16 protein-coding genes and 1 pseudogene are annotated in these 18,541 nt (G+C 55.0%); 1 reads left to right on the top strand and 16 read right to left on the bottom strand.

Annotated elements, in window-relative coordinates; genetic code table 11:
• Positions 1-107: 107 nt before the first annotated feature.
• The 8 genes and pseudogenes from RBB81_RS21935 to RBB81_RS21900 form a co-directional block, all read right to left on the bottom strand.
• Positions 108-536, bottom strand: a complete 429-nt coding sequence (locus RBB81_RS21935; RefSeq protein ID WP_353072156.1) for a HipA family kinase — start codon at positions 534-536, stop codon at positions 108-110.
• Positions 537-1,916: 1,380 nt separating this feature from the next.
• On the bottom strand, positions 1,917-2,129 hold the full coding sequence (locus tag RBB81_RS21930) for a hypothetical protein (RefSeq protein ID WP_353072155.1): 213 nt from the start codon (positions 2,127-2,129) through the stop codon (positions 1,917-1,919).
• Between the two features lie 88 nt (positions 2,130-2,217).
• Positions 2,218-2,523: a hypothetical protein gene (locus tag RBB81_RS21925; protein ID WP_353072154.1), complete on the bottom strand. Its 306-nt coding sequence runs from the start codon at positions 2,521-2,523 to the stop codon at positions 2,218-2,220.
• 262 nt (positions 2,524-2,785) lie between these two features.
• Positions 2,786-6,460, bottom strand: a complete 3,675-nt coding sequence (locus tag RBB81_RS21920) for an Ig-like domain repeat protein (RefSeq protein ID WP_353072153.1) — start codon at positions 6,458-6,460, stop codon at positions 2,786-2,788.
• A 1,996-nt stretch (positions 6,461-8,456) separates the two neighbouring features.
• Positions 8,457-8,831 (bottom strand): annotated as a pseudogene (locus RBB81_RS21915) (transposase).
• A 183-nt stretch (positions 8,832-9,014) separates the two neighbouring features.
• Positions 9,015-9,317 (bottom strand): hypothetical protein, encoded by a 303-nt coding sequence (locus RBB81_RS21910; RefSeq protein ID WP_353072152.1) that lies wholly within the window; start codon positions 9,315-9,317, stop codon positions 9,015-9,017.
• An 11-nt stretch (positions 9,318-9,328) separates the two neighbouring features.
• Positions 9,329-10,279 carry a Fic family protein gene (locus RBB81_RS21905; RefSeq protein ID WP_423248037.1) on the bottom strand — a complete coding sequence of 317 codons (951 nt, stop codon included), beginning with the start codon at positions 10,277-10,279 and terminating at the stop codon, positions 9,329-9,331.
• A 1,294-nt stretch (positions 10,280-11,573) separates the two neighbouring features.
• A complete protein-coding gene (locus tag RBB81_RS21900) occupies positions 11,574-11,729 on the bottom strand; it encodes a hypothetical protein (RefSeq protein WP_353072151.1) in 156 nt (51 codons plus the stop codon).
• Between the two features lie 226 nt (positions 11,730-11,955).
• Between RBB81_RS21900 and RBB81_RS21895 the strand changes: the two genes are divergently transcribed.
• Positions 11,956-12,654 carry an IS6 family transposase gene (locus RBB81_RS21895; protein WP_353072150.1) on the top strand — a complete coding sequence of 233 codons (699 nt, stop codon included), beginning with the start codon at positions 11,956-11,958 and terminating at the stop codon, positions 12,652-12,654.
• Between the two features lie 30 nt (positions 12,655-12,684).
• Here RBB81_RS21895 and RBB81_RS21890 read toward each other — a convergent pair whose 3' ends face one another.
• The 8 genes from RBB81_RS21890 to RBB81_RS21855 all read right to left on the bottom strand — a co-directional run bounded on the left by RBB81_RS21890 (position 12,685) and on the right by RBB81_RS21855 (position 18,541).
• Positions 12,685-12,969 carry a transposase gene (locus tag RBB81_RS21890; RefSeq protein ID WP_353072149.1) on the bottom strand — a complete coding sequence of 95 codons (285 nt, stop codon included), beginning with the start codon at positions 12,967-12,969 and terminating at the stop codon, positions 12,685-12,687.
• A complete protein-coding gene (locus tag RBB81_RS21885) occupies positions 12,914-13,399 on the bottom strand; it encodes a transposase (protein ID WP_353072148.1) in 486 nt (161 codons plus the stop codon). Before RBB81_RS21885 ends, RBB81_RS21890 begins: the two co-directional genes overlap by 56 nt.
• A gap of 35 nt (positions 13,400-13,434) precedes the next feature.
• Entirely contained in the window at positions 13,435-13,749 is a 315-nt protein-coding gene (locus tag RBB81_RS21880; RefSeq protein WP_423248036.1) for a hypothetical protein, read from the bottom strand.
• A 33-nt stretch (positions 13,750-13,782) separates the two neighbouring features.
• Positions 13,783-13,992, bottom strand: a complete 210-nt coding sequence (locus tag RBB81_RS21875) for a hypothetical protein (RefSeq protein WP_353072147.1) — start codon at positions 13,990-13,992, stop codon at positions 13,783-13,785.
• A 305-nt stretch (positions 13,993-14,297) separates the two neighbouring features.
• Entirely contained in the window at positions 14,298-15,527 is a 1,230-nt protein-coding gene (locus RBB81_RS21870; RefSeq protein ID WP_353072146.1) for an ABC transporter permease, read from the bottom strand.
• Between the two features lie 4 nt (positions 15,528-15,531).
• Positions 15,532-16,755: an ABC transporter permease gene (locus tag RBB81_RS21865; RefSeq protein WP_353072145.1), complete on the bottom strand. Its 1,224-nt coding sequence runs from the start codon at positions 16,753-16,755 to the stop codon at positions 15,532-15,534.
• Positions 16,752-17,423, bottom strand: a complete 672-nt coding sequence (locus tag RBB81_RS21860) for an ABC transporter ATP-binding protein (RefSeq protein ID WP_353072144.1) — start codon at positions 17,421-17,423, stop codon at positions 16,752-16,754. The genes RBB81_RS21865 and RBB81_RS21860 overlap by 4 nt, the downstream gene beginning before the upstream one ends.
• Positions 17,420-18,541, bottom strand: a complete 1,122-nt coding sequence (locus RBB81_RS21855) for an efflux RND transporter periplasmic adaptor subunit (RefSeq protein ID WP_353072143.1) — start codon at positions 18,539-18,541, stop codon at positions 17,420-17,422. The genes RBB81_RS21860 and RBB81_RS21855 overlap by 4 nt, the downstream gene beginning before the upstream one ends.

The raw sequence follows: 18,541 nt of genomic DNA, 5'->3' as shown, positions 1-18,541 counted from the left end.
TGAAGAGAGCCTCTTGAGCATCATCGTCCGATCGTCTGAGGAGGACAGCCTGTCGGTTGTCTTGGTGATTGGCCCAAACGTCTAAGGTGTACATCCCCAAAAATGCATCATGATTTGTAATGGAGTTGATTCTCGAGGGACTGATGTGCTCTGATGGCCGTTGTGGACCAGGGTTGGCCCACCGGCAGGCTTCCAAAATGCAAGCCGGCGTCGGGGCGCTTTCTTTCCGAGGGGAGTTCAAACCAGATGTCTGGGTCACTATCGATGAAGTGATCGGACAGGTGAATCAACATACTTTCAGCTACAGGAAGTCCAACTGCGCCTGCGATGACGCTACCCAGAAACTCATTGGCCACGACATTAGGCCCCTGCGGGTTGCCAGCCATTTTTACGACGTAGAAACGATTGTCGTCGCACTGAACCAGGATTGATTGAGAACCACCTTTCATCTTCCGAATGTATTTGTTAGCAGAGAGAAAAACAGTAGAACAAGGGTGCTCTTCTTTATAGAGGGAATAAAACTCGATGAAACTCAACGCATTCCTCCAGGTTAATGACTAGGAGGCTACATGGTAGGGCCATGATTTCGCCAGAGGATATTCAGAATAGTTCGCAGTTCGATAACACTTTGGTGTGAACCGCTAGAACGGCCTCCTTCTCTTGCGACGCCCCCGCCGCTCCACACCGGATCTCCAGTTACCTACGCCGACAGGGCGGTCTTGTTCGCCGTTCAGAGAGAACAGCGAAGATCAGCAGCACTCGGAGAGCAACCTGAGTGGGAGCGGACACGTCGCATTAGCGGCTCAGGTTAAGCCGGAACTAGATGGAAGCTGGATGTGCTTAGAAGCGTCCACACTTCAGCGAGGGGGCAACAGAGAAGAAGCCGTCAAGGATGGAGCCTGGCGGATCGCATTACACGGCTTCACTCGTGCGCCTATACCTTACGGGGCTTCAATGATGGAGGGTTTTGTAACTTCAGCGAGTTCCGTTAGCGTTGCATGCCCTCATTGATGATAGTGGAGCAGCTGCCAATGGAATGAATCCGAACGACTTGTTCCTGATGGAACTTGCGCCATACAGGGCTTTTCTGGCGGCAAAAAGGGGTCAGTCTTGGGATATGTGTGGCACCTGTCCTGGCCATCAGTGCTTCTGCGGCTTCCATGCAATGTCAGCCCCAGCAGGTAGGGTCCAGAGTCGTCGGAGTGGCAACACATTTTTCGAGATCACACGGAAGTTGCAGTTTTACTTGCGTACACCGATGGTAATCTTCCCAGATGTCCTCCCTTGATAAGCTCGCTGTGCGATTTACTGCCATTGTCTTAGCTATCGTTCTCATCGGTTTCGCTGCTCGCCTCGCTGTAGGCGTTATTTACGCGACGGACCATAACACACTAGATTCACGTAAGGCTGATGATAAAACCATACGCGGAAAGTGAAATGCGTTAGCGTAGCCAGCCCAGGAAGCTTCCCACTGCAACCCCTGACCTCTCCGGTACCGCATAATCGCCAGCATTGAAATCTTTCAGCAGATCGCCGTCCTTCGCTTACCCGCGCCTTCGCCATATGTGAACGAAAACGAAGGGCGTTATATTGCTTCCGCGTCAGTGGCACCGTCACCAGATGCACGACGGCGTGTCCCGCGTAAATCTTTTCGATTTGTTCCTGGATTGCGGTTCGTCAGAACGATGTCGATTCGAGCTCAGGAGAGTAGGTGCGGTTAGCCGAAAGGTATCGTTTCAACAACGATCGGCCGTGTTCTTGGAGGAGAGGTTTCTAGCCGGGAAACGCAGTGTTGATGACCATATTTCCTTCTCTGAAATCTCCCACCAAAGTCGGGCCCCTACGGAAGAGACGAAACCATCGCTTAACATGACGGCGCCTTTGCGGACGACCGGTGAGTTCCAGTGTATGGTAGGTCACTCGGAGACGGAGTCGATAGAACGTAAAGTCATCATCGCAACGATCATTTGTTCGAGATCCTTCCACTCGTTCCAGAGATCGATTTGCTCGCAGCCTAGTTGGAAGCTTTTAAAAGCAAGCTTTGAAAAAACTTTAGACTTTGGATGGCGGTAAAGCCGGCAGTTTGGCAGGCTGGCCGTAACCTCGCTGCAAAGAAACAACTCATCCATTGCCCAGATTGTCGCAGGAGGATTTGTCGAAGGTAGTTGCTCAGGTCGAACAACCCGCCCTTCTTCGATACCTAGGTTTCGCGAACTTCTATCGGCTGCCGTTGAAAACGCGATAACTGAAGCCGAAGCTAACTCCGTATGGGCTAATCGTGCCGAAGGTGAACTGTGGCCATTCCTGATACTCAATATCGATCAGGCGGATTTTGAGGTTCTGGCCGAGCATAAGATCTACGCCCGCGCCAGGTGCGATCACGAAGTATCTGCCCTGCGCTGACTCGTAGGGATAATTGAAATAGCCCAGACCAACTAAGGTCTTGACGTATGGCGTGTATGGGCCTCGGCGAAACTGAACGCGCGGACCAATGAGGTAGGTTGATTCAGCGAGCTTTGACATCTTGCTCTGCCCCATCCACCGACTCTCAGCTTCGATTCCGGCTGCCCGAATAGGATTGATATCGAAATAGAGACTTGCCCCATTCACCCCCTGGCCTCCGTAGCCGGATCGAAAAAAAGAACCGGTTCCTCCAACTGAGATGTAGGCACCGGGAGCAGTGGCGGTAGGCAGCGCCTGTGCGGAGCCACTCCGTCGACAAGAAAGACAGGTCAATAGGACAAGAGTTATGGAAAGAGTTTTATTCATTGAGCCCACCTCTTCGCTATTGGGTGATCGTCATTGTCATGTTGACGAAATGGGAGACGCCCGTCTGACTGGTGGCATTGATCATGAAGTTGTAGGTTCCAGGAGTAGTCCCGTTATTCTCGATGCTTCCACATCCGGAGAGAGCAGAGGTAAGACCTAAGACTCCCATCAGCAGAAGAACAAGCCCGATGGATCGGAAACGACGAACGCGAGAACCTAGGAGCCCGAAGAGAACGCAACCTGGAAGGAAGCAGGCAAAGATTCCCCGCGAAACGGAGCGGCTTTCAGCTCGGGCCTCCGTTCCACCAAGCAATGGGGTGCCGGTATCGACGGTCACATCGACTGATTGGACGCTACCGGCTTCCAGGTTTGGCTTATCTTGAGAGAAGGTGCAGGTGGCATTCTTTGGCAGGCCAAGGCATCCAAGAGAAAACGAATCGGCAAAGCTCTTGACAGATGTCAACATCAGTTTCACAGTAAGACTTTGTTTGCTTTGCATTTGCCATGACGTTGGAGTCGCCTGAATAATGAAATCGGGTGGTGGCCCGATGGTGACCGGCGTCGGCGTAGCAGAGGATGCGGCATAGTTGGCGTCGCCGTTGTACGTCGAGGAAATCGTGGCGCTCGTTCCTGGGAGGAGCACCGTCACAGTCGCGACGCCAGTAGCATCGATCGGCGCGGAAGCAAGCGTAATGTTCCCTGACAAAAAGGAGACGTTCCCCGTTAGCCCGGTAGAGGGAGCTGAACCTGTCGAGCGGATCACTGAGATCAGCGTGAGCTGTTGGCCGCCGGTCAACGAGGTTGCCGATGTGCTTAGCGTATCCGTGGTTGGACGTAGCTGTACGTCTTGAGTGAAGGGAACCGAGTTGCTCGGAATGTCCAGCGAATCCCCGGCGTAGCTCGCGACAAAAGTATGAGAGCCAGCGGCCAGGGATGGAATTGAGATCGTGGCGATTCCGGCGCCGTCGAGCTTGCCAACCCCGATCAAGACCGAGTCTTCCGAAAATGTGATGAGCCCCGTAGGATTATTTGCGCCACCGTTGGAGACAGTTGCGGTGATGACGAGAGCAGTTAGGGTCGGCACTGGACTCTGGCTGGAAATGAGAGTTGTGGTCGTGGGAGCCTGCAGGATCGTTATTGCGAGCAAGCCGGACCTACTGGTCGTATCGTTCGAATCACCGCTATAGATAGCGGTGATGTTATCGGTCCCCACTTCCAGGCTCGAGGTAGTGAGGGAGACCATTCCGTTATTGAGCGGGCTTGTCCCGAGAACGATATTCCCATCCATGAAATTGATCATGCCCGTGGGTTTATGGCTTCCAGTACTTGCCGTTACTGTTGCCGTGAGGGTTACAGGTCGGCCAGAGATGGAACTGGTCGCGCTCGCTGAGAGCATGGTGGAGGTGGCCGTCTGTGCGATTGTCTCCGTAATGATCTGCGTCGAGGTGCTCGTGGCATAATCCGCGTCACCCAGATACACGGCGGTAATCGTATGTGTGCCGGCCACAAGGGTCGAATTGACGTACGCTGCTACTCCAAGTCCACTAAGGGAAACGGTAGCAAGGGTGATCGTGCCATCTTTGAAGGCCACGCTGCCGGTGGGCGTCGAGGAGCTGACTCCGGTAACAGTTGCGGTAAACGTGATGGGGGTGGCAAACTGAGCGACCGCATTGCTCGTGCTCAAAGTTGTTGAACTTGGAGCCAAACTGATGGTCTGGACAAACGAATAGTGGCTGGTGAAGTCATTCGCGTCGCCCGGAAAGACTGCGGTAATGTTGTGCTGACCAACTGCGAGCGAGGGAACTTGGAATGAGGCCACCCCATTGCCGTTCAGTGTGGCAGACCCGATAGAAGTGATGCCATCGGTGAAAGTGATGTTACCGCTCGGCGCAGTCGTCCAACCGGAAACGGTCGCATTGAAGGTCAACTGGGAAAATTCGACCTCTGGATTTGCCGTGGGGATTACGTTGAGATAAGTAGCCTGCTCGATGATCTGAATAAGCGGATGATTGGGGTTGCTGGCGGCATTGAGGTTGTCACCGCTGTAGACTGCAGTGATGCTGTGTGATTGAAGGACGGCAAACGACGTCGTGATGGTTGCTGTGTCCGAGGCGGGGTTTACGGCTTGAGGAATGCCAATGGGAGTTGCCCCGTCGAAGAATTGAACCGTTCCAGTGACTTGATTCGGACTAGCAATGTGCGCGGTGAATGTGACGGCGAGCCCTACCGCAGCCGCATTGAGACTGGAGGTAACCGTCGTAGAACTCGGGTCTACGGAGAGAACTATGCCGCTAAGATCAACTGCAACAGGGCTGTTACCCGAGTTGGAAGTTACAGACAGGACACCTGTCCCTGGAGCGCCAACACTAACCGGAGTGAACTCGATAGCAAGAATGCAGCTGCTGTCGACCGGGAGAGCAAGAGAGATGGAACAACTTGTCGTGATCGGATCCGTTGAAGTGAAGTCGAGGGCAGCATTCGTGGTAGCCGGCAGTGCAGCAAGGTCCGTCAAATCGAGCGGCGCGTTTCCATCGTTTTCAATCTTCTGAGCGATCGGGGCGGAGGTCTTGCCTTCCTTCATCGTTGGATATTGGAGTGCGGCGACGGTCGCACTTACCTCACGAATGCGGAGGTCAAGCCGATCGGCGAGAAATAGATTTCCGGCGCCATCAAGATAAACCGAATACGGTTTGTAGAGTCCGGCTAGGGGCGCGTTAAGACCGTCGCCGCCAAAGAGAGCCGTTCCATTGCCGGCGAGAGTCGCGATCAGCCCTGTGCTATGGTTCACTTTTCGAATCGCATTATTCTCCGAGTCGGCTATATAAAGATTGCCCGCGGCGTCGGTGACCACGCTAGCCGGACCATTGAGGGTCGCATTGACAGCCAAGCCTCCGTCACCCGTATAGCTTCCCGTGCCATCCCCAGCGGCGGTTGAGAGAATGCCTGTAACCGCATCGACTCTGCGGATTCGGTTGTTGCTGAAGTCGGCGATATAAAGATTGCCATCGGTCGCGACGTCAACTCCCCAGGGCGAATCAAACTGGCCAGACAGAGCAGCGCCCCCGTCTCCGGAGTATCCCGCGATCCCGTTCCCGGCAACGGTTGAGATGTCACCAGATGTATCCACTTTGCGAATGCGGTGATTACCCGTGTCGGCGATATAAAGATCTCCGGAGGCGTCAAAGGCGAATCCCTGTGGTGCTGAGAGCAGGGCAACGTTTGCGGCATGCCCGTCTCCGCCGAATCCAGCGCTGCCGAGAGTTCCTGCGACTGTCAAGATCTTGCCGGCACTGATCTCCCGGATTGCATTATTGCCAGTGTCGGCAAAAAAGATGTTTCCTGCGCCGTCGATTGCGATCGTAGATGGAGCACTGAGCTGAGCCGTCGTCGCGGAACCGCCGTCGCCGCTGAAACCGGCGATCTCACTGCTGCCCGCAATCGTAGTGACATTGCCAAAAGGATCGACCTTGCGAATGCGATTATTCCCCGTATCAGAGATGTAGAGATTCCCCGCAGCATCAGTCGCTTCGCCAAGAGGCAGCTTAAGCGCCGAGGAGGTGGCGGGGGTGCTGCCGCTAGTAGGACAGGATCCATCACTCAAACAACCATCTCCGGAAAGAGTGTTGATCTCGCCTGGCGTCATGACGGTCAGGGAACCAATCCCGATGCCGGAGAGGTTTTGGTCAGCCATAATGTGCCCATCATCAGCAATGAGCAAAACGGCACCGACGCGGAGTCCAGGATAGGTTGGCGCAAAGCCAATGGATACGGTGCAGACTTGTCCCTGAACATAGGAGACCGCTGCACAGGTGCTGACTCCCGAGGGCCTGAAGTCCAGATTCTCAGATCCTTGGGTCAGGGCCTGAATATTGGCGAGAGTGCCCGAACGCTGGATTGTTACGGCCACCGTTTCTGTCAGGGCAGTGCCGCCGACCATAACTGAAGACGGAAAGACATATGCTGCCTGTGCAAGGGCTCGGCTGTTTGAAGCGAAGAGGCTGTATCCGACGATTAGCAGGAAGCACACCAACTTTGCACGGCGCTCCGCAGATGTCCCGTCAAAGAGATTTGGCTTGCCCGACTCTCTTCGAACACACTGAGCCAGCCGGTTAACGGTCTGCTGTTTTTCGCTAGTTCTTGGATAAACACTCAAGTGGCACAAATTGTGTTTCATAAAGTTCGCTCCCGATCGCCGAAACCAGGGCTTCGACGAATCGCCTTGTCGCCAAATTTGCGTGATCGCGTGGCGCTGCCGCTTGGAATTGTCCCTGCCATCACAACCACGACGACAAGGTCAACCCTTCGGCACAAACCATACGGTTACTATCGTCAGAGTTAGATTTTGCAATAGGACATCCCCAAGAAAATCGAGGGTCCTCGAACTTTTAGGCACGAAAATAAGCAAAGATATCGCTAATGCAAGGGGAGAATATGTCGATGAAAGACAGTGATAACTGAGATTACGATGCACATCGCGATCATCGGGGCGTTGGTCATGATTCTGCAGGCGCGACCGTTGGGAAATGGCGAGCGAAAGATCGGAACTTATCCGAGTGATCGCAAAGGTCGACTTGTGCGGCAATCCAGCGTCAAACACCCGCCTGCGCCACTCGAAAATTTCAGGCCTGGATAGTCTCCCTGTACCGTTGCGAAATCGGAATGACAAACGCCACACGTCTTGACGCGTAAACGCTCCTGATTAACTGCCGGCTTAGACATCACCTGTTCGACAACACGGAGTACACCCGGTGCGGAGACTTCCACTGCTCTGTAGGGTGCTTGCCATCTTCACCCCCCAAAGGAGCCAGTCACGTCTTACGTTTATTGATCGAAGCTCCCCGCTCAACCAAATTCGCGTTTCATGCATGTCGGAAAGTCGTTCGATCTTAAGCGTCATGGATTTTTGATTTCCTGAAGCACGCTCTTTGAGTGCAGGCGAAAGACCAATCTCAACTCATTGAGGAGATGGGGCCTAGGATTGCCTTTCGATCCTATTTTTTGGGGAATTGCTGAATGGTGGAGAAATCATAAGGGCAGGGTTCAAACGACCGAATCACCGAATCAGCTGATCGTTAAGCTATGAACCGAAATTTGTTTCTTCCCAAGCGCTTGATCGCCATTGCAAAGGTGCGTGGCATTCGAATGATCAGCCTCGTGCGGCGGCCCGAACTGATCGACGAACTCAGGGCTGCGAGAGCAGATGCGGTGCTCATTGACGAACCGGCAGCATCAGTTTGTGCTCTTCGGTTGCTCCAGTCTCGGTATCGAGCATGGCGATTTGTTGAAAGCTAGGGTGAAAATCACAACCTATTATGATCATCCCGACTCCTTCCTCACGCTGGCCCTGGTCTCTAGACTAGACATAGTCTACGGGCTTCACTTGAGCCTTCGCCCTTATCTAATCAGCCTCTGATGGAGAACAAGCTCCCGGCCTTGATGGAATGCGCTGCTCCCTCGTCCTATTTAGTTAGGCAGTCTTGACAGACTTTTCCTGTTTACAGGTTCCGAGAGCGCCGGGTTCGACCGTTGTGCCATCTCATGATTCGCCAGCAGACCTGGCAGGAAAATTTAGAACTCCTAGCCTCATCTACGGGCCAGTCAAGCTGCAGCAGTAGCGGCCAGCACCGGTGGCCGGTAGACTTCATTTCTGGCGAGCACAGCCAAGGCGAAGCGTGCCAGCTTATTGGCTAAGGCCACAGGGCCACGTTACGGTGGGTGCGGGATCTGAGTTGGGCCAGCCACGTACTCAGACCGGAAGATTGCTTTGCGCTCTGTCGCAGGACGGCACGAGCCCCATGCACGAAAAGTCTTCGCAAATAGGAGTTCCCGCGTTTGCTGATCCCGAGCAGTTTTTGCTTACCCCCGGTGGTATGTTATCCCGTGACCACCCCGAGCCAGGCTGCGAACTCTCTCCCCTTGCGAAAGTCCGCTCCGTTGCCGATCGCCGCGATGACTGCGGTTGCCGTCACCGGTCCGATGCAAGGAATTGCAACCAGCCGTTGGCAGGCTTCGTTCTCGCCCGCCGTCGTCTTGATCACCGCATCGGCTTGGTCGATGCGCATTTCCAGATGATCCAGCTCCAGCTTCAGTTGAGCCAGCAGCACGCGCAAGGCATGATCGCTTGGCGTCGGCGTCTTCCAGTATCCCCGGCAACGCCGCATCGACATGGCGCCGTCCCTTGCGCAGTGTGATCCCACGTTCAAGAAGCAAGCCACGAATCTGGTTGATGGCCGCGGTGCGGCGCATCACCTAACGCTCCCGTACCCGATCCAGAGACTGTAGATCCAGTTGATCGGTCTTGATCGGCACGAAGCGCATCCTCGGCCGCCCACTGCCTCAGCGATCGCCTCGGCGTCAATGTAGTCGCTCTTGTTGGTCTTCACGTACGGCTTCACATACTGCGCCGGGATCAGCCGTACCTCATGACCCTGTTCTCGCAACGCCCATCCTAGAAAATGTGACCCTCCACACGCTTCCATGCCAATCAGTTCTACCTTCAGGTTCGCCGTGAAGTGCAGCAGTTGATTGCGCGAACACCTCTTGCGCATTACAACCTGCGCTACGCAGGTTGAGCCCAACCAGATGAAACACTGTCGTGCCAAGGCGCGGGCGTTCTCAGCCGGTTGTAGCGGTGGTGGTGGTCATGATAGCAACGACAGTGACGCCGGTGCCGCCTGTACAGATGGTCATGATGATGGTGGTGATTGCGGCTTGTACTTCCGAACGGTGCGGCGCCGGTGACGGCTACGCGATCCAAATGTAATTGCTTATCGCTCGTGTAATAGTCTTTGTCCGTCTTCTGGCTATGGTTTCGGACTAGATCATAGCTCGTACTCCGTCCGCCTTCCGCGTTGCGGGCGAGAATGCCATTTTCTACGAGAAACAGAATGTCCCTAAGCGCCGTATCGTTAGAAGACTTGGCCAGCTTGGCGTATTTCGATGTTGTGAGGTTGCCTTCAAAACCGTCAAGCAAACGGTTCAGGATCATGCGCTGGCGTTCGTTGATTGCTGTGCCGGCGATCCTTTCCCAGAAATGCGCCTTCGCGAGTACAGCCGCAAGTGTTGTGTGCGCCCCTTCGATGGCGCTGCCCAGACAATCGAGAAACCATGCCAACCAGCGTGTGATGTCCAGTGTGCCTTTCTGCGTCGCTTCAAGGATTTCGTAATACTCCTCGCGCTCCTGGCGGATTTGCGCGGACATGCTGTAGAAGCGCTGCGAGCTATCTTCGGATCGTGCCAGCGACATGTCTGTAATGGCGCGCGCGATGCGGCCATTCCCATCGTCGAAAGGGTGGATGGTGACGAACCAAAGATGGGCTATGCCTGCCTTGAGAACAGGATCGTTGCTGGCATCCGTGTTGAACCAGTCGAGAAATGCGTTCATCTCACCGTCGAGCTTCGCTGCGGCAGGGGCCTGAAAATGGACGCGCTCCCGGCCCACGGGGCCGGGGACGACCTGCATGGGGCCGTTCCCGTCGTCACGCCATGCCCCTGTGTTGATTTTGATCATGCCGCTGCGTCCGGTGGGAAAAAGAGCCGCCTGCCATCCAAAGAGTCTGTCGGCCGTTAGCAGCTGGTCGTATCGCGCCCCTCGTCGGCCATATCACAGAGGTTGCAGTAGCAGAGTCTGATTCCTTGCAAATCCTTAGCTATACTCAATGTGCACTTTTAAGAAAGAAGGCACCGTTTGAGCACGCCTGTGATTGTACGTTCTCGTCCCAAATTGGGACTTCTGCAAAGGTTAGATAATTGGTTAGCGAGGAAACTCGACACAACGGAAGAGATAACAGCACGATGCAGGGTTTGTAAAAGACTGGGTTTGCGTTCCAGGATGCGCACAGAAAGCCACCAGTGGTACTGCAATAGAGAAGGGGCATATGAAGACCGCCTCTATAAGAGAGCCTCCGATTAAGAAGGCTCCTTTGCGATGACTGCATCAGCTGTGGTCCTGAGATGTGCCAGCCATGAAACGACGACCCTCCTACATCTCTCTCATTGTTTGGCTAAACACAAAAAAGGTCACGTCATCCTGCCCAAGGTATTTTTATGCAATGCATTACATCCTTCACCCTCAGACAAACGTGCTCCGAGCGAGACCGTCATGCGGCGGTATATGGACCTTCCAAAATGCCTGAAATTGTTGGAACAGAACGCCTTGTATTTTCCTGTTGTTTCTGAGTTCGAAGACAAATGGGAAGCTATGATCAGCCGAGATCTATTGCACGGCATTGTCGCCACGCTTTTCTCCCCCTGTTAGCGGTGACATTTTGAGCCTATTCCAGGCTTTCAACAAGACCGTGGCAGTCAACTGCTGGTATCAGGATCGTGGAGAGTCGGTAGCGATTTGGAAGCTCTACACCGATACCATTTACGGGGTTGCCATAAAAACAACTGTGGGCAGACTCATCAAGTCTCTTGAGGCAACCGAGCTAGAGGTCTTGTCTAGGGAACACTTGATTCCGGTGAAAGCCATCCTGCAAAAGAGAGTCTGCTATAGGCATGAATGTGAACTCCGGGCATTTATCACAATCCAGCCTGTAGTGCCCCACGCTACGTTGGATTCATCCTTTTCAGCTGAAGGCCCAGAACATGGACTATTGGTTAAAGTTCATCTGAAAGATTTGATTGAGTCTATAACAATCGGTCCAACGTTTCCTGATTGGGCTGGCACTCTTTTGGCGTCGGCATTGTTGAGCGCAGGTATTAATCCTCCGGTCATTCCGTCTAGTGCTTTCAGAGCACCCACATCGACAGTCATCACCTGAGCCCTTGCGTAACCGTGTAGGACAACTGTGAACCAGCAATCATCGTCTCTTTGCTTTGGCTAGCGTCGCTGAAAGCTGTTCAAGCAGCTTCGGCTCATGTTTGGCGAACTGAAGATACAGGCCGAATCCAAATAGGCCGACAATCACCACCCCATAGGCGACTGTTATCACAACATCCTCACGTTTAGCATCCATGAACTTCAAGGTTCAGTCCTCACAACTCAGTTGAACGTCACCATACATCAGAGCAAAGAAAACGGCCATCCCCGGTTACAGCATAGTCGCCGGTGCACAGACTTCCACAGAAAAAGCGTTAGACACAACTTATCCAACTCATAGAATAGATATAGCAGCAGAGTTTCCCCATCTTCATCTTCAGCGGGGGCATTGTCAACTTATGGATGTGTGAGAAGCTGACGTGGTGAGTACGCGTGAGAGCAGATACCGTCGGCACCGTTTCCCGATCGAAGTGGTGGAGCAATGCGTATGGCTGTACTTTTGCTTTGCCATAAACTATCGGAACATCGAGGAGATGATGGCGAAGCGAGGTGTCCCGGTGACGTATGAAACAGTCCGGGAATGGTACCACAAGTTCGGCTCCGCCTACGCTGCCCGGCTGAAAAAGAAGCGAGCTCGGTTCGGTGCGAGGTGGCACCTGGACGAAGTCTTCATCAAGATGAATGGGATCCAGCATTACTTGTGGCGGGCCGTGGACCAGAACGGAGCGGTCATCGATATCCTGGTGCAGCCGCGCCGGGACCGTTGGGCAGCTTTGCGTTTCTTTCGCAAGTTACTCCATACGGCAGCGAGAGCACCGCGCGTCATCATCACGGACAAGCTACGGAGCTATGCTGCAGCGAAGAAGCTGATTTTGCCGGACGTGGAACACCGGCAGAGCCGTTATCTGAACAATCGAGCCGAGAACTCGCATCAGCCAACCCGCATGCGAGAAAGGCAGATGAAGCGCTTTCAATTTCCAGAGCACGCTCAACGTTTTCTCTGTGTGTTCGAGTCGATCAACGCTCCCTTTCGCTTGCGCCGACATCTCGAGGCTGTTACGAAACTGAGATTTTTGTTTGTCCGTCAAGGGGGAGCAGTTCTGGTTTCGAGCGATTCCTAGAATCTGTATGGGCTGCGAACGCGTCCAAGCTCAGGCACGATGGAGGGCATCCGTGAGTTTGGCCGCACCGAACACGTTCGTCATACGCTTGATGTTGTAGGCCATGGAGGCGATCCCGATCTCAACACGGGCACCTGAAAGCCCTCGCATCAGCATTCGTGGGTGTCCGAAGATGCGGTACTTTATGGTCGCGAAGGGGTGCTCTACAGTGGACCGACGGAGTTCATCGCAGCTGCGCTGACGCGCTCCTGCATGCGGTTTAACGCATCTTCGTAAAGGTGTCTGGCCAATCCGAGCCTCGGAGCCTCTGTGCACTGTGATTCAGGGAGCATGCACCGCAGTCGCGTGCCGCAGCTTTGTAAAGGATGTAACGGTCTTTGCGATTGGTGCTCTGACGCAGCCTTTTATTTCCGGGACAGACATAGGTGTCGGTATCGGGTTCGTAGCGAAAGTCTTCGCGTCCGAACAAGGTGCCATCTCCCTGGTTGTTCACGGTGCGCATCACGGGCACATAAGGCAAAATCCCTGCCGCCTCGCAGCCTGCGGCCTGTTCTCCATTCGAGTATCCGGCGTCCGCTACGACGCTGAAGCCATCGACACCAAGGATCATCTTTGCGGCTTCGGCCATCGGTTGCAGGCAACGATTGTCGCTGGCATCTAGAACCACGGTCTGGGCCACGATCAATGAATGCTCTGCATCGACTGCGGTCTGCACGTTGTACGCCGGTAGCGAGTGGCGGCCCATTAGCAAGAATCCGACCTCCGATTCAGGGTGCTGCTTCAGCTTTTCAAGCGCAGCTTGCAAGGCTGGCTTGCTGCTCTTCGTCGGCCTTCTCCATGCTGTCTAGATATCGTTTCAGGTCCAACCTCGCGTGCACAGTGGATGCTGGCCACAGCGCGGAACTTCGAGCCGTCGATGGCGATCCACTCACCACGAATGAGGCCACAGCTCTTCGCGAAACGCACCAGCTCGACTCCCGCCGCTGTTACCGCCTCGCGATGCATCCTCCTAAACTCGGCGATCGACTTATGGTCCGGGTTGAGTCTGCCCAGCAACCACATTAGTTCTACATTTCGGAGGCACTCCGCCTCCAAGCGCCGCGAAGAACGAAATTGGTTCAGATAGCCCTAAAGACATAACTTCAGAAGGTCGCGCGGATCATAGCCAGGTCGGCCGGTCTCCGCGGCTTCCGCGCGTTCGAAGCCGAGATCGGCCATTCTTAGCCCGTCCACAAACGCGTCGATCACACGACACACATGCTCAGTCGGAACAAGATCATCGAGCAGCACTGGAAACAGTGTTCCTTGATGCCGTCCTTCACCTTCTATATAGCCCATAGGAGAATGCCTCCGCTTCGACAATGGCATCATCTCATTTGTGCCTGTTCAAGAGAGCAGTGAGTGGCCCAAGAAACTCATATGTAAACGTTGCGGCTTGCCCGTGACCCACCAGCATCGGGGCTGCAAAACTTTGCCCAATCTGCTCGTTAAGCGCATTGGCAATTTGGCATCAACTGAAATGGCGGTCACGAAGCGAGCTCTCGAATACCAAAAGAATTGGAGGTGGCAACAAGCATGCCCACGCTTGGAGTGGCCAGGCGCCACTGATAGCAGAGTTCATTACGAACGCAATTCGCGTCGAGTCACTCCGCATGCAATGCGACCAAGAGCTCGATACGAACGGCTCTAAGGCTGGAGATAAGGGTGAATGTCGAATAGACAGCTACCGACACAAACACTTCAAGCCCCGCTGCCAAAGTTGAAAACATGAGCGGCTGGATGAGACGCGCGTCGACAGAGCGAAGAACGAGGTAGCCGGTTCCCATACCTGTGCCGCAGCCAATCAATGCCCCCAGCGTTCCCTCGGAGAAGAACTGAAGGAGAATATCTCCGCGCGTCGCTCCGAGCGCGCGTCGCGTTCCGACCTCGCGAGTGCGGTTTCGTATGCCAATCCACGTCACGGCGAAAACTCCAAGAGACGAGACCACAAGCCCGCTCCCCGCGATCCACCGGATGAGGAATGTCAGGCGGCTAAATGCGGAGAGCTGAGTGTCGAGCAAGCTTTTACGGTTTTGTACGACAAAATCGTCTCCCGCTGGCGCAATATGCCGATGGCGTTCTCCAAGCAACTGACGGATTTGCTCGGTCGCATCATCCATCTGCGAACGGGAGTCCATCTGCAAGAGAATGGAGTTGAAGTAGTTGACATTCAAGAGGCGGTGCATCGCCGTATCCAGAGGGACATAAACCTGATCGTCTTCGTTGGAGGCGTCGAGGCCTTGCCCTCGTTCGGACATAACGCCCGCGATTGTGAATGGAATGCGGTTAATTTCGATCCGGCTCCCGGTCGGATCGCCTTCTCCGAACAGGTCCTGCGCCGCGGTTGTGCCCAGCAATGCGACGCGCGCTTGTTGACGATTGGCTCTTTCCTCGAACACCTCGCCACGAACCGGAAGCCAATGCTTGATCACGAAGTACTCCGGTGTGCACCCGACGACGGTCGTGTTCTTCGTGAGGTCGCCGGCGCGAATCCGAAGCACGGCGGCCATCGTCGGCGAAGCTGATGAAATGTCGTCCACGGATTGTTTGATCGCTCTGTAATCCGCAGGGTTCAATGTCGTCACCAGAGAGCCGGTGCGGGCACGTCCTCCGACAGCCCGGCTCTGTTGCGGTGTGACAATGATGACGTTTGTGCCCAAGCTGGCGAACTGGTCAAGGATCTTCTGCCGTCCTCCAGCCGCATACCCAGCTGAGACGAGGACGCCGGCGGTTCCAGTCATCGTGGCGACTACGATGAGCACAGCCTGCAAGCGGAAGCGCCGGAAATTACGCACGGCTATCTGGAGTATCTGTTGGACGCGTAGAATCGGCATCGCGCTAATCGCGGAGTGCGTCGATTGGGTTCGTCGTCGCCGCTCTCCAGGCTGGGTAGACTCCAAAGAGCAAGCCAAGCCCGATCGAGAGCAGGGTTGCCTTGAGCACCGCTTCCGGTTGCAGCAAGAATGGGAGACGTTGAAGCCGCGACACGAATTGGGTTCCTCCGATGCCGATAACGATGCCGACTATGCCGCCTGCGAAGGACAAAAGAACCGCTTCGAGCAGGAATTGCACCAGGATGGCGTTTCTGCTGGCTCCGACTGCGCGGCGCACCCCAATCTCTTTCCGTCGCTCCGAGACGCCAATCAGGGTGACACTCATGATCACAATTCCGCCAATCCCGGTGGCCAGGACAGCGACGATCAGCAAGAGCTTCCGAATAGTCGACCCCATTGTCGTGACTTCAGCCATCACCGCCCGCGGATTGGTCACATTGAAATCATCCAGCGTGCCGGGCGCCAGATGGTGCCTCGCGCGAAGCAGCGCCTGAATATGCTCAATCGCTAGCTGTCCTTGATCCGGGTCCTTCAATTGCACAATCAGCATCGTGAAGAAGTCACGATTAAATAGCCTTTTCGACGCGGTTGTCACCGGGATGAAGATCAGGTTGTCGAGGCTTCCGCCCGCCGGCCCGGCTCCACGCGCGACCATCACCCCGCGCACAATAAATGGCACGTCCCCAATTCGAATGGTCTTCCCAATCGAATCTTCGTCGGGAAACAGCTGCTTCTGCGTATCCGCGCCCAGAATGGCGACCCGTGCCAACGACCGCACATCGTCTTCTGAGAAGAACTTGCCTTCTGTAACCTCGTCGCCGCGAAGCTCCAGCCAGTTGGATGAAACCCCGAAGATCGCGGGTGTTCCGCTGCGGTCCCTATACTTCACGTCAATATCGAGCGCATTCTGGACCTGCGCCAACTGACGGATCTCGGGGATCTGCGTCGCAATCGCAGTCGCATCATCGAACTTGAGACTCGGCTCAACGTTGGTCAAAGAAACCATGCCGCGATTCTTGCTCGACCCTGGCCGGATAATCACCGTATCAAAAGTGCCGAGCATGTTCTTGAATAGCTTCATAGTTTCACGACGCGTGCTCTCGCCGATCGAAGTGAGGATGGTCAGCGAAGCGATTCCGATGGTCACCCCTGCCATCATCAGCAAGGCGCGAACCTTATTGCGGACGAGCGTCCGCACGATCGAGCGGGAGAAATGAAGTACATTCATGTCTTCGCCTCCGACTCGCGCAGCACGCCATCTCTAATCATCAATACTCTTCGGGCGTGGGACGCTACCGCTTCGTCGTGGGTTACCAGCACAATCGTTCGGCCTTCGTCATTCAAATCATGTAGGATGCCCATCACATCAGCGCCCGCGCTTTCGTCGAGATTGCCCGTGGGCTCGTCGGCGAGGATGAGTGCGGGATCATTGATGAGTGCTCGTGCGATCGCGACGCGCTGTTGTTCGCCTCCTGAGAGTTCTGTGGCAAAATGGCGCTCGCGATGGGCCAGCCCAACTCGGGCGAGCGTCGCCGCGGCACACGAGCGGCTGATCTCCCGATCGGCGTAAATCATCGGGAGTTCGACATTCTCAATGGCAGTGGTGTGCGGCAGCAGATTGAAAGACTGAAAGATGAATCCGATTTTCCGGGACCGGATGCGCGAGAGTTCAGCGTCGCTCTTATGCGAGACATCGGCGCCATCAAGAAGATAAGTACCGGTGCTGGGCGAATCCAGGCAGCCGAGGATGTTCAACAGGGTCGACTTGCCTGAACCCGAGACCCCTCGAATCACGACGAGGTCTCCGGCGTCGATGTTGAAAGTTGCCTCGCGGAGAGCAGTGATGGGGATCCCATCTCGGGAATAAGTCCTGGAAATATTCTCGATTTTGATCATGGTGCGGCGACTCCGGTCTCAAACTGAACTCGATCATTGGGTCCGAGGCCGCGAACGATCTCGGTCTCATTTGCCATGCGCGTACCTACTGAAACAACACGCTTCAGCGGGACGGCCCCAGTACGCTGCATATAAACGAAAGACAGCGGCCCATCCCTGTGAATGCACTTGGTTGGAATCAGCACTGCCTGAAGCTGCGATGTGTGAATATTTACATTCGCCGTCATGTCCGGTTTCAACAACGCAAGGTCTCGCTCGATAGAAATTGCCACCTCGTAGTTAACGACCCCCGAAATGATGGTGGCCACCGGAGCGATTCGGGTCACAATCCCTTCGAATTCGTGGTCCGGAAAGGTCTCGGTGGTGAAAGTGACCTTCTCTCCCCGGCGAACGTTTCCAATGTCCGCTTCGTCGACCATTGCGATGACTTCCAGGGCCGCCTCCTGAATAATGGTCACGAAAGTCGGGGTCGCGAAGGAGGCGGCAACGGTTTCTCCCTGCTGCGTTGAGATGGATGCGACCGTTCCGGCGATAGGCGCACGGATGTCCACATAAGCCAAGTCAACCTGCGCCGCGGCCAGTCCGCTTTGCGCAGCTGCGACCGACGCCTTCGACGCATCTAGCGAGGCTTTCGCGTCATCGAACTGTTGCACCGGCACAAGCCCGGCTTCTATCAGCTTTTGTGTTCGCGAAAAGTCCGTCTGCGCCTTCGCCTGAGCTACTTCCGCCTGTGCGAGTTGCGCGCGGGCCTGATCGATCCTGGCCGTCACCGGCCGCGAATCGATCTCAGCGATCACATCTCCCTGTTTTACGTGTGACCCTACTGTTACATTCAGGCGTCGCACGATGCCGGACAACTGTGCTCCCACCCGCACTACCGCTCCGGTCTTGAGCTTGACTGTGCCGGTGGCATTGACGTCCGTGGTGGTGCTGCGAATCTCCGGGAGGATCCATTTGTACTGATTTGAATTAGCCTCAGCTGCTGCCTTACGGTGCAAGGCCCACCAGGCGAGAGCCGCGAGGACGCCTACAAGGAGAATCAGTAGAATCCACCAACCGCGCAACTTTCCAGGCTTGCTTTCCTGCTTCGAAGGGGCCGTCATGGTCATCGTAGCCAT

Origin of the sequence: Tunturibacter gelidoferens (assembly GCF_040358255.1) — a bacterium.
GTDB lineage: Bacteria > Acidobacteriota > Terriglobia > Terriglobales > Acidobacteriaceae > Edaphobacter > Edaphobacter gelidiferens.
The sequence above is the reverse complement of the archived record's forward strand: the minus strand, read 5'-3'. Positions and strand labels throughout refer to the sequence as shown.